General features: G+C 58.6%; 10 protein-coding genes. 3 read left to right on the top strand and 7 right to left on the bottom strand.

Annotation, left to right across the window (positions count from 1 at the left end):
- Positions 1-20 precede the first annotated feature (20 nt).
- From EI293_RS03195 to EI293_RS03180, 4 genes are all read right to left on the bottom strand, one after another.
- Complete coding sequence (locus EI293_RS03195; protein WP_125435617.1) at positions 21-1,031, bottom strand: sugar phosphate nucleotidyltransferase; 1,011 nt, start codon at positions 1,029-1,031, stop codon at positions 21-23.
- A 116-nt stretch (positions 1,032-1,147) separates the two neighbouring features.
- Entirely contained in the window at positions 1,148-1,582 is a 435-nt protein-coding gene (dut, locus tag EI293_RS03190; RefSeq protein WP_125435615.1) for a dUTP diphosphatase, read from the bottom strand.
- Between the two features lie 171 nt (positions 1,583-1,753).
- Positions 1,754-3,253: an oligosaccharide flippase family protein gene (locus tag EI293_RS03185; RefSeq protein WP_125435613.1), complete on the bottom strand. Its 1,500-nt coding sequence runs from the start codon at positions 3,251-3,253 to the stop codon at positions 1,754-1,756.
- 120 nt (positions 3,254-3,373) lie between these two features.
- On the bottom strand, positions 3,374-4,162 hold the full coding sequence (locus tag EI293_RS03180) for an enoyl-CoA hydratase-related protein (protein ID WP_125435611.1): 789 nt from the start codon (positions 4,160-4,162) through the stop codon (positions 3,374-3,376).
- 253 nt (positions 4,163-4,415) lie between these two features.
- On the opposite strand from EI293_RS03180, the gene mscL reads away from it, so the two are divergent.
- The 3 genes from mscL (at position 4,416) to EI293_RS03165 (ending at position 6,481) form a co-directional block, all read left to right on the top strand.
- Positions 4,416-4,838: a large conductance mechanosensitive channel protein MscL gene (gene mscL, locus EI293_RS03175; RefSeq protein WP_125435609.1), complete on the top strand. Its 423-nt coding sequence runs from the start codon at positions 4,416-4,418 to the stop codon at positions 4,836-4,838.
- An 80-nt stretch (positions 4,839-4,918) separates the two neighbouring features.
- On the top strand, positions 4,919-5,911 hold the full coding sequence (locus tag EI293_RS03170; protein WP_125435607.1) for a DUF3078 domain-containing protein: 993 nt from the start codon (positions 4,919-4,921) through the stop codon (positions 5,909-5,911).
- 108 nt (positions 5,912-6,019) lie between these two features.
- Entirely contained in the window at positions 6,020-6,481 is a 462-nt protein-coding gene (locus tag EI293_RS03165) for a hypothetical protein (RefSeq protein ID WP_125435605.1), read from the top strand.
- A 683-nt stretch (positions 6,482-7,164) separates the two neighbouring features.
- Here the strand turns inward: EI293_RS03165 and infB are convergent.
- From infB to EI293_RS03150, 3 genes are all read right to left on the bottom strand, one after another.
- Positions 7,165-10,287, bottom strand: a complete 3,123-nt coding sequence (gene infB, locus EI293_RS03160; protein WP_125435603.1) for a translation initiation factor IF-2 — start codon at positions 10,285-10,287, stop codon at positions 7,165-7,167.
- A gap of 124 nt (positions 10,288-10,411) precedes the next feature.
- Positions 10,412-11,704 (bottom strand): transcription termination factor NusA, encoded by a 1,293-nt coding sequence (gene nusA / locus EI293_RS03155; protein ID WP_125435601.1) that lies wholly within the window; start codon positions 11,702-11,704, stop codon positions 10,412-10,414.
- Positions 11,705-11,844: 140 nt separating this feature from the next.
- Positions 11,845-12,318 carry a ribosome maturation factor RimP gene (locus EI293_RS03150; protein ID WP_125435599.1) on the bottom strand — a complete coding sequence of 158 codons (474 nt, stop codon included), beginning with the start codon at positions 12,316-12,318 and terminating at the stop codon, positions 11,845-11,847.
- Positions 12,319-12,366 lie beyond the last annotated feature (48 nt).

Here is a 12,366-nt window from a genome sequence, read left to right as displayed (position 1 = left end):
CGTCAGGCGACGCAAAAATATCACACGCGCAGCGTGTTGTAGTCGCCCACGCTCAAATCATTGGGTTGGCTGGTTACGGTGGCGTGGCTGCCGACCATCGAGTTGCTGATGTTGGCGTAGGCCACCGAGGCCGACTGCTGCACGATGGAGTTGGAAACGACGGAATGGCGTACGTTGGTATGGTCGCCCAAGGAAACGTGCGGCCCCACCACCGAATCGGTAATGATAACGCCTTCCCCGATGTACACCGGCGGAATGAGTACGGAATTCGTGACTTTGGCGGATTCGGCCACTAAGGTTTCGCCGCGCTCATGCAGGTACTCCAGGTAGCGTTGGTTGGTGAAGACGGTGGCATCCTTGTTGCCGCAGTCGAGCCACTCGGTTACGCGGCCGGGCACGAAGCTAGTGCCCTTGTTCTTCATGTTTTCGAGGGCATTGGTGAGCTGGTACTCTCCTTTGTCCTTAATGTCGTTATCGAGCAGGTACTGCAACTCGCTCCGCAGGTACTCGCCGTCTTTGAAGTAGTAGATGCCAATAATGGCCAGGTCCGACACAAACTCCTGGGGCTTCTCTACGAAGTCGGTAATCTGGCCCTGCTCGTTGAGCTTCACCACGCCGAAGGGCTTGGGGTCGTCCACGCGCTGCACCCAGATGGTGCCCTCGGCCGAGGAATCCAGGATGAAATCAGCTTTGAACAGAGTATCAGCAAAGGCCACGACAACCGGACCATCCAGGGCCGACTGCGCGCACAAAATGGCGTGGGCCGTACCCAGCGGCTCGTCCTGGTAGTGAATGGTGCCTTTGGCGCCCACCGACTCGGCAATGGCAATGAGGCTTTTCTCTACTTCACTGCCGAAACGCCCGATGATGAAGGCCACTTCCTCCACCGGCTCGCCGCATACTTTGGCAATATCCTCTACCAAGCGGCGTACAATGGGCTTACCAGCAATAGGAATAAGGGGCTTGGGAACGGTGAGCGTGTGGGGGCGCATGCGCTTACCCATGCCGGCCATCGGAACGATAATCTTCATGTGAGGAAGGAATTAGGAAGTAAGAGTTCGGAGTTAAAAAGTAAGAATTATGAATTGTGAATCAGCAAGTGAGCAGAACAACTGCCGAAAGCAGTGCCAAATTCACCATTCATACTTCAAACGGTGCCAGTGCTACCGTAGCCACCGGTGCCGCGCTGGGTGTCGGAGAGGGCTTCGACGGGCTGCCAGGCAACGGTTTCGTGGCGGGCTACCACCAGCTGCGCAATTCGCTCCCCATCCTGTACCACAAACTCCTGATCCGAGAGATTCACGAGTAGCACCTTCAACTCCCCCCGGTAATCGGCATCGATGGTGCCGGGGCTGTTGACGAGGCCGATACCGTGCTTGTAGGCCAGGCCGCTACGGGGCCGTACCTGCATTTCGTAACCGACTGGAATTTCCAGAAACAGGCCCGTGGGAATGAGGGCGCGTTGCAGAGGCTTCAACGTAACCGGCTCGGGGAGGTTGGCGCGTACGTCCATTCCGGCCGCGTGGGCCGTCTGGTATTCCGGCAGCGGATGCCGGGAGTGGTTGATGATGGGAATCAGCATGAGAGAAAGGGCCACAGGCAGTTGCCGCTGGCAAAGGTAAAAAGTTGCGCTTTCGGCAACAGATGAATTTGCGGTTTGACGAGGAAAAAATGGATGATTCCGCTGAGCAAACTGCCCTAAAAACGGCTCAAGCTAGCTGAATTTTGCGGTTTAACCCGCAAGTAGCGCAAATCAGATAGAGCGCAGACGGCGGCCTTCCACGGCGGCTACCAGGCCCACAAAGCCCAGCGTGAGTAGGGCATGGAAACCGTAACGAAGCCAGCCTTCGGCTACGGGCACCCACCAGCTTAGGGCTACGGTGCCCACGGCCACGGCCAGCCATAGCAGCAGCCGCACCACCGGGTAAGGAACCGGGTAGTGCCGTTCGCCCAGCCACCAGCACAGGGCCGCCATCATAAAGTAGCAGGCTAGGGTGGCAATTGCCGAGCCCATATAGCCCAGCACCGGAATCAGCAGGAAGTTGAGGGCCACGGTTAGTACTGCGCCGGCAAAGCCTAGGTAGGTGCCGTAATAAGTTTTGTCGGTGAGCTTAAACCACACCGAGAGGTTCCAGTACACGCCCAGAAACAGGTTGGCCAGCAGCAGCACCGGCACCACGCTCAAGCCCTGCAGATACTCGGGCCGCCGCAGAAATACCTGCGCCACCAGCTCCACATTCACGCTCACACTCACGAACAGCATAGCGCAGCACAGCGTGAACCACTTGAGGACCAAGGCGAATGTGCGGGGCGAATTTTTGTCGGTGCTCTGGGCGAAGAAGAACGGTTCGGCAGCGTACTTAAAGGCCTGAATCACGAGGCTCATCAGAATGCTGATTTTGTAACACGCGCCGTATACGCCCACCGCCGCCAGATTGCTCTGGCCGGGGTAGAACCCTTCGGGTAGCCAGCGGGGCAGCAGAATCCGGTCCAGCGTTTCGTTTACCATGCCGGCCAGGCCCATGAGCATGATGGGGTAGGCATATTTCAGCAGGGGCCGCAGCGGCTCTAGGCTCAGGCGGAAGCGGATGTCCAGCAGTTCCCGGCCCAGCAGCAGCAGCGTAAAGGCCGAGGCCGCCAGATTCGACAGGAACACGTAGCCCACGCCCACGGTGGGGTCGTACATCGTTTCTGCCAACGGCCGCAGCGCAGACAGGTATTTGCCGGCTAGTACATCGGGGCAGAGGACGATGAAAAACAGGTTCAGCCCTACATTCAACAGGATATTGGCCAACCGGATAGTGGCAAACTTGCGGGCTTTGTTTTCCAGCCGCAGCCGGGCAAACGGAATGGCGGCCAGCGCATCCAGCCCCAGAATGGCCGCAATCCAGACGGCATACCGCTCGTGGCCGGGGGGCAAACTCAGCAAACTCATCAGGGGCCGGGCCAGCAGCATCAGCCCCAAAGTAAGCAGCACGCTGGAGATGAGCAGCAGCGTCATTACCCGGTCGTACAGCTCTCTGCGGTCGGTATCGGGACGGTTGGCGAAGCGGAAAAAGGTAGTCTCCATGCCGTAGGTGAACAGCACGTTCAGAAACGACACGTAGGCGTACAGCCCCGTCACAATGCCGTACTCGGCCGCCGCAAACCGGCCCGTGTACACCGGTACCAGCAGCGTATTCAGCACCCGGCCCACAATGCTGCTCACGCCATAAATAGCCGTTTGTGAAGCCAGCCGTTTGGCAATACTCATGTAGAAAGAGGTAAAAAGTAAAAGAGAGTGAGCAAAGGCAGGCAGAAAAGAAAAAGCGCCCCTGGTCAGCCGCTCAAAGTCGGGCTGAATGGAACGCTTTGACTTTTTATCCTTTCCCTTTTACTTTCCCTGGAACGTAGCCGGGCGCTTTTCCAGGAAAGCGGTGGTGCCTTCCGTAAAGTCCTCGGAGGCAAAGCAGCGGGCGAAGGCGTCGGCCTCGGCCTGGTAGCCGTTCCGGTCTTTATCAAAGTAGGCGTCCACGGCATCCAGGCACAGGCCCACGGCAATGGGGGCTTTAGTGAGGATGCGCAGCAGCAACTGACGCGTAAAAGTGAGCAGCTCGGCCTGAGGCACAACATGGTTCACGAGACCCAGGCGCAACGCTTCGTCGGCCTTGATCATATCGGCAGTCAGCAGCAGCTCAATGGCTTTGCCTTTGCCGATGAGCTGGGTGAGGCGCTGGGTGCCGCCGTAGCCGGGTACCAGGCCCAGGTTCACCTCGGGCTGGCCGAAGCGGGCATTTTCGGCGGCAATGCGCATGTGGCAGGCCATAGCCAGCTCGCAACCCCCGCCCAGCGCGAAGCCATTCACGGCCGCTAGTATCGGCTTGGGGCTGCGCTCAATCAGCCGGAACGCCTCCTGGCCCTGCAAGGCAGCCCGCCGGCCCGATACGTCGTCCAGCTTCGTCAGCTCGGCAATATCGGCCCCGGCCACAAACGACTTCTCGCCGCTGCCCGTCAGGATCATGCCGCGTACGGTGGCATCGTCGAGGCCCAGTTGCACGGCGGCCCGGATTTCCTCAATCGTAGCCGCGTTTAGGGCGTTGAGCTTGTCGGGGCGGTTGACGGTGAGAACCAGAATGCCGGTTTCGGGCTCCGGCTGATAGAGTAGGTTGGTGAAGGACGTCATGGTTGGGAGAGGTGGCGTGGGCAAGTAATGGCGGCAAAGATAGAATGAATTGGCACCCGGGGCCGGCCCATGCGCTCCGGTGGATCCGGCCGCAATTTAACGGGCAACGGGGCCGGTTAAGCGAAAACCGGGAGTAGTCACCGGCCGGGAACCGCACTTTTGCTACGGTTAGCAAAACACTGGCACCAGATGCGGAAATTTCTATATTTACCCGTCTGTCTCTTACTGTCTCACTTCCAAATACTTCCAAAACATGGGCTTTGTCTCCGAATTCAAAGAGTTTATCTCCAAGGGCAACGTGCTCGATCTGGCAGTGGGTGTTATCATCGGCGGAGCCTTTGGTAAAATTGTGACGTCGCTCACGGATGATATCCTGATGCCGGTGCTCACGCTGCTGACCGGTGGCCTGGACTTCAAGGAATGGTATTTGGCCCTCGATGGTAATACGTATAACTCCTTAAAAGCTGCCCAGGATGCCAAAGCCGCCACCATTAATTACGGCTTATTCCTGAATGCCGTAATTACCTTCCTGCTGATGGCCTTTGCTATTTTCTGGATTGTGAAGCTGGCCAACCGCTTCAAAAAGCCCCAGGAAGTCGTCGTGACCGAGCCCGGTCCAACCAAAGATCAGGCGCTGCTTATGGAAATCCGCGACGCGCTGCGCAACCGCGCGTAGTTGCCGCCCGCGTAATTTTGGCCGGCTTTTGTTCAGCGCGCTGGATGGGAGCCGGCCTTGCTATGTAACTCTCTCTGCCCATGCTTTCTTCCCCTCTGTCCCGCCTCAGCGCGCTGCTGCTGGCCCTGCCGTTTACATCCGCTCAGGCCCAGACCGACGTGCCCAATCGCGCGCCGGCCCCGTTACCGGCCTACAAAATATCGGCTGAGGTAGATACCGTGCGCGGCTGGCGGCGCGGGGGCGCGGGCACGCTCAACTTCAGTCAGGTGAGCCTGCGCAACTGGGCACCCGGCGGCCAAAGCTCGTTGTCGTTGCTGGCCTCGGGCAACACGTTTTTGCACTACCGGGGCCCCGAGCATACGTTTGATCTGGCCGGCAACTTCGTATATGGCCTGCTTAAGGCGGGCAAAAGCCGCCTGCGCAAGAACGACGACCGGCTGGAGCTCAATGGCCGCTACGCCCGGCAGTTTACCACCACGCTTTCATACGCAGCCCAGGTGAACCTCAAAACCCAGCTCACGCCCACCAATTCCTTCGACAAGCCCGACTCGCTGCTGTCGAAGTTCTTTGCGCCGGCCTACATTCTGGCTTCGTTGGGCGTCGAATACCGACCCAACACCGATTTCTCGCTGCTGCTGTCTCCCGCAACCGGTAAGTTTACTGTGGTAGCCGATCAGGGCCTGGCCGACGCCGGTTCCTTCGGGGTGCGCGGAGCCCGGCTCGGGGCCGATGGTGTGCTGCTGCCGGGCACCGGGGAACGGCTGCGGGAGGAAATGGGGGCCTACCTCAATGCCCGCTACCGCCATGTACTCGGGCCCAACATCACCTACACCACCCGGCTGGAACTGTTCAGCAACTACTTTCACAACCCCCAGAATATTGATGTGAACTGGGAGAACCTGATTGATTTCAAAGTGAATAGATTCGTGAGTGCCAGCGTTACCACGTTACTGGTGTACGACGATGACATTCTGGTTCCGTTGGACCGCAATGAAGATGGAATTCCCGACGACCGGGGCCGTCGCATTCAGTTCAAGGAAACCCTGGGTATCGGGCTGACTTACAAGTTTTAGCCGGATTTGAACTACCTTTAACAGTCACTCGTTCACCCCACCAAACAGCCGCCGCGTTGGATAGTACGTAGGAGGGAGCGGCTCCCGGTTTTTGCCTTTTTTCCTGATATGAAGAAGTTGCTTTCTGCTTTGGTGGTTACCGCCGCTGGCCTGCTGCTGGCCCCTGTTGCCCACGCCCAGAACACGGCTACCGCCCGCGCCACCAGCCCCGTACAGACGGAGCGGGCCAACGCGGAAGGCCTGCGCAAAAACCGGAAAGCCTCAGCTACGGATATCACCCGCATGCAGCGCCGCATGAGCATGAACCCCGACGAGGTAAAGCGCGACCAGCAGATGGAAGTGCTGGAAGCGCGTTCCGGAATGGGTACGGCGAACACCAGTTTTGGTCGTTCGGCCGGTCCGGCCCGGCAGTTTGAAAAGGGCGCCGGTGGTTTCGCGGTCCGCAAGTTCAAGGATAATCGCATCGGCACGGCCCGACAGAAACGGGGCCAGACGCGGGCGGCTGGTTTTGTGGACCCCAAAGGCAAGCCATTGAGCCACAAGAAGAAAAAGCATTTCCTGTTCTTCTAAGCTCAGAAAAGTCTCGGATATTTAGGTATAGAAAAAGCCCCGGCGCAACGCCCCGGGGCTTTTTGTTTCCTCGGCGGTACCAGGGCCACCGTTCGCCCCCAGCGGAGCCGAAGAAAGAATAAAGAAGAACGTTAGTGACGAGGACGGGCCAGAGAGGGCCAACTGGTCTGAGGGGAGTGCAGATTAACGGCCGCTGCTTTGCGGAATGTGTCGGGCCGGAGAGCAATAGGAGCGACTGGTAGCGGCCGGAACGAATCTGCCACCATGCTTCGCCGCATAGGTCCAGCCTCCGGATACTCGTAGCGTGCAATAGTAGACTCGGGCAGATGCGTGCAGCTTACAAGTTCCGGCAGCAGCAGGCTTAGCAGGCAGATGCGGGTGTGCATAAGCAGAAAAGAAAAAGTGCGAAACAGTTACCTGGGTAGCCTGATTGTCGTCCGGATACAAGGCAGATGAGTATCTGTCCCCAGTTGTTTCCCTGTTTGTGTCCAGAATAGGCAACGAACTATCGGGCTTGGTTTCGGATACAATAAATTCCTGAACCGATTCAAAATTACGTTTCTCACCAACTACCGGCAATAACATAATGATGTGAATATAGTAAACAGATGATACTTAAATAAAACGGGCCCCGACCAGTGTTGGTCGGGGCCCGTGTAGAAGGTCCGGAAGGTTCTGACCGCTTACAGCGTCCGTTTCACTTCCTGCTCTTCGAAGCCTTCGATATTGTCGTTCTCCTGGAGGTCATCGAAGTTCTTAAGCGAAATACCGCACTCGTAGCCCTGGCGCACTTCCGACACGTCGTCTTTGTAACGCTTGAGGTCTTTGATTTCGCCCGAGTACACCACAATACCGTTGCGCACGAGCCGCACCTTGGTTTTGCGGGTGAAGGTGCCATCCGTCACCATGCAGCCACCAATGGCGCCCACTTTGGTGATGTTGAACACCTGACGAATCTCGGCGTTGGCTACTACCACTTCCTTCACCGTCGGGGCTAGCATGCCTTCCATGGCATCCTTCACCTCGTTGATGGCGTTGTAGATAATCGAGTAGAGGCGGATGTCGATCTGCTCCTGTTCGGCCAGCTTGCGGGCACTCTGCGAAGGCCGCACCTGGAAGCCGATGATGATGGCGTCGGAAGCCGAGGCCAGCAACACGTCGGTTTCCGAAATGGCACCCACGCCTTTGCTGAGGATGTTCACGGCTACTTCCGGCGTGCTCAGTTTCAGCAGGGAGTCGGCCAGTGCTTCCACCGAGCCATCCACGTCGCCTTTCACAATGACGTTGAGCTCCTTGAACGAGCCGATAGCCAGACGGCGACCAATTTCATCGAGGGTGATGTGCTTCTTGGTGCGCATGCTCTGCTCACGGGCCAGCTGCTGACGCTGCGTAGCCAGTTCACGAGCTTCGCGCTCCGTTTCCATCACCTGAATCTTGTCACCGGCCTGGGGAGCACCCGTCAGACCCAGTACCTGCACCGGAGTTGCCGGGCCGGCCTGTTTCATCTTTTTACCCCGATGGTCGGTCATGGCCTTCACGCGGCCGAAGTGCGGCCCCGCCAATACCATGTCGCCCACTTTCATAGTGCCGGTCTGTACCAGAATGGTAGTTACGTAACCGCGGCCTTTATCAAGCGAGGCTTCGATAACCGTACCTACCGCGTTGCGGTCGGGGTTGGCTTTCAGTTCCAGAATCTCGGCTTCCAGCAGAACTTTCTCCAGCAGGTCGTCGATACCAATACCGGTTTTGGCCGATACTTCCTGGCTCTGGTACTTACCACCCCATTCTTCTACCAGCACGTTCACAACCGACAGCTCCTCGCGCACCTTATCGGGGTTTGCACCGGGCTTGTCAATTTTGTTGAGCGCAATGATGATGGGCACCCCAGCCGCCTGGGCGTGGTTGATGGCTTCCTTCGTCTGCGGCATTACCGAGTCGTCGGCCGCTACCACAATGATGGCAATGTCCGTCACCTTGGCACCCCGGGCACGCATGGCGGTAAACGCTTCGTGACCCGGTGTATCGAGGAATGTTACGCGCTTGCCCGATTTGGTCATCACGTCGTAGGCCCCGATGTGCTGGGTGATACCGCCGGCTTCGCCTTTGGCTACGCTGGCGCTCCGGATGTAGTCAAGCAAAGAGGTCTTACCGTGGTCGACGTGACCCATGATGGTCACGATGGGAGCCCGTGGCTGCAGATCCTCTTCGTTGTCTTCGATTTCGATGGTCGTGTCCTCTTCCTCAGCGGACAGGAACTCCACATCGTAACCGAATTCGTCGGCAATAACCGTAATAGCTTCGGCGTCGAGGCGCTGGTTGATAGATACGAACATGCCCATGTTGAGGCACACCTTAATCACATCATTCACCGAAACATCCATGAACGACGCCAGGTCGTTGGCCGAAATGAACTCGGTTACTTTCAGCGTTTTGGCATCCAGCTCGTTCTGGGCGCGCAGGGCCTCGCGGTCCTCAGCGGCCATGTTGCGCTTGTCGCGACGATACTTGGCGCGGTTCTGCTGCTGGCCACCCCGGCCGCCGCTGAGCTTGGCCAGCGTGGCCTTGATCTGCTCCTGAATCTGCTTGTCGTTCTGTTCGGGCGTGAGGGCCGGAGCGGGCTGACGGTTGCCACCACCCTGCTGACCGGGGCGGTTCCCGCCGGGACCACCCGGACGGTTTCCGCCGGGACCACCGGGCCGGTTGTTACCCATCGGGCCGGTGCCGGTGGGGCGGTTGCCGCCACCCTGCTGACCGGGAGCACTCGTGCCACCGCCCTGCTGACCGGGACCCGACATGGGGATACGCTGACGCTTCTTCTTATCGGCACCAGCACCGCCACCACCAAGACCACTCTTGCGCACGTCGGAGGATGCTACGGGACGAGCCCCGCGACCTCCACTGCCCCGCCGCGACGAATCGAGGGGCAGTTCAATTTTACCGAGTACCGTGAGGCCTTTCAACTGATCGGCTTTGGCTACAATGGTGCCTTCTTCCGTCGTCTCCGTGGCTGCTGGGGCAGCAGCGTGCGGAGTTTCAGTCGGAACGGCTGCTTTCGGAGCCTCGGCTACCGGTGCAGCGGTTGGCTTAGGAGCTGCCGGAGCTTTGGGCGTTTCGGGAGCAGCCGCAACCGGCTCAGCAGGAGCCTTGGGAGCTTCCGGTGCTTTGGCTGGTTCAGGCGCTTTAGGGGCTTCCGCAACGGGTGCAGTAGGAGCCTTAGGTGCTTCTGCTGCTTTAACGGGCTCGGGCGCTTTAGGGGCTTCCGCAACCGGCGCTGACTTGGGAGCCTCGGCGGCTGGGGCAGGCTGAGGAGCGGCAGGGCGCACGGGGCGGCCTTTCGAGTCCAGTTCGATTTTACCCAGCACTTTCAGGCCCGGAACGCGGGCTGGCTCCTCAACCGGCGCGGGGGCCGTCGTAGGAGCAGAGACGGGTTTGGGAGCCTCGGCGGCCGGGGCCGGCTGAGGCGCGGGAGCTGCAACCGGCGCAACCGGTTTAGCCGCCGGGGCAGCGGGTGCCGGGGCGGGTTTGGGGGCGGCGGGTTCAGCCGCGCGGGCCTGGGCCGACTGCGCCGCAGCGGCTTCCAGCTCGCTCTGGCGCTTGGCCTGGCTCACTTTGGCAGCCTCCATCTTATCCTGCGCCGACGACGCAAAAGCCTTCTCCAGCAGGGAAACCTGCTCGGACGACAGCTTTGTCGTGGGTTTGTTTTCGATGGAATGCCCTTTTCCCGCCAGAAAATCCACGATTGTGGACAAGCCAACGTTCAGGTCTTTGGCCGCCTGATTCAGCCGTTTGGTTGCTGCTTCCGCCATTCTATGCTCGCGAACGATACTCTTATCTTGGTGCAAAGGTACTAACTTAAATCTTGCCGGGCGACGTTGAAATCAGGCCACCCGGCTCAATCTCAACGCCCTTGCCGTACCGGCCGCCGCGCACTCATTGCGCGGCGCCGGAATTTGGTGCTTCTTCTTCCTGCTCTTCGTCGGCGCTGTCCTCGAATTCCTGGCGGATGACACGGAAGAGTTCTTCCACGGTTTCCTCCTCCAACTCGGTGCGGCGCACGATGTCTTCTTTGCTCACTGCCAGTACGGAGCGGCCGGTGTCGAGGCCGATTTTCTTCAGCTCCTCCAGAATCCAGCCTTCAATTTCGTCCTGGAACTCGTCCAGGGCAATATCTTCCTCAAAGTCACCGGCGTCACGGAAGACGTCGATTTCCATGCCTACCAACCGCGAGGCCAGCTTGATGTTGGCACCACCCCGGCCAATGGCCAACGATACCTGATCGGGCTTCAAGAACACCGAAACCCGGCCGGTTTGTTCGTTGATTTTCATCGACGTGAGCTTGGCCGGCGATAAAGCCCGGGCGATGTACAGCTCCAGGTTATCGGTATAGTTGATGATGTCGATGTTCTCGTTTTCCAGTTCCCGCACCACGGCGTGAATCCGGGAGCCCTTCATGCCTACGCAGGCACCCACGGGGTCGATGCGCTCATCGAAGCTTTCTACGGCCACTTTGGCCCGCTCGCCGGGCTCACGCACGATGTTCTTGATGCTGATGAGGCCGTCAAAAATTTCGGGTACTTCCTGCTCCATCAGGCGCTCCAGGAAAGCGGGAGCAGCGCGGGAGAGGATAATTTTGGGCGTACCATTGAGCACATCCACGCGGTGAACCACGGCCCGGATGGTGTCGCCCTTGCGGTAGCGGTCCTTCGGGATCTGCTCGCCTTTGGGCAGTACCAGCTCGTTTTCGTCCTTATCAAGGATGAGGGCTTCGCGGCCCCATACCTGGTACACTTCGCCCACTACTACTTCACCTACCTGATCTTTGTAGGCTTGGTAGAGATTGTCGCGCTCTAAGTCTTTCACGCGCTGAATCAGCGTCTGGCGGGCCATAAGCACGGCGCGGCGGCCGAAATCTTCCAGCTTCACCTCCTCGGCTACCTGCTCACCAATTTCGAAGTCGGGCTCAATCTTCTGGGCTTCGGCCAGCGGAATCTTGTCGAAATCCCAGATGTCTTCCGAGTTATCGTCCACGATTTCGCGGTTACGCCAGATTTCCAGGTCGCCTTTGTCCACGTTCAGAATCACGTCGAAGTTGGAGTCATCGTCGTACTTCTTACGGATCATCGTGCGGAACACTTCCTCCAGAATGCTCATCATCGTGGGCCGGTCAATATTCTTGGATCGGGCGAATTCGGCAAACGATTCAATCAGGACGTTGCTGTTCATATAAACGCTGATTTAAACTGATTTTTTGGGTTTCACGGCTTTCCGCAGAGGCTTTTCGATGAGTTGTCAGTTTTTCACTAGCTGAGGCAGCCGGAACAGGAGAACAACGGATCTGGAAAATCAATGCAGACAGGTGATACTTATTTAAACGAAATGACCACTTTGGCTTCGTTGATATCGGTGAAGGGGACCAGCACGGGGGGCAGGATCTTCTTCTTGCTTTTTTCTTTAACTACCTCCGCCAGCTGAATACCGGTGGCTTCGGTGGCTTCCAGGGTGCCGGTTTTCTCGGTGCCATCCTGCAGCTTAAGAGCCAGGGTGCGGCCGATGTGGCGGGTGTACTGGCGCGGGTCGCGCAGGGGCAGGTCGGCCCCGGGTGACGTGACTTCCAGCGTGTAGCTCAGTTCCTCCCCATACTCCTCCTCGATGCGGCGGGCCAGCCGGCGGCTTACCTGCGCGCACTCGTCGATGCCCAAACCCTGCTCCCCGTCGAGTGTGACGGTGACTTTAGGGCGAATGGCATCCGACACGGCCAAATCCACGACAAACAGGTTGCCGTCGATGGGCAGGCTGCTCTCAAGGAATTCGGAAAGGCGGGCACGGTCAAGTTTCATAGGCGAGGCAACGGGTGGTAAAAGAAAGAGGGGACTATCCGTCCCCTC

This window comes from Hymenobacter perfusus, from assembly GCF_003944765.1.
In the GTDB taxonomy this organism is placed as follows: Bacteria; Bacteroidota; Bacteroidia; order Cytophagales; family Hymenobacteraceae; genus Hymenobacter; species Hymenobacter perfusus.
This window is presented reverse-complemented; position numbering and strand designations above follow the sequence as displayed.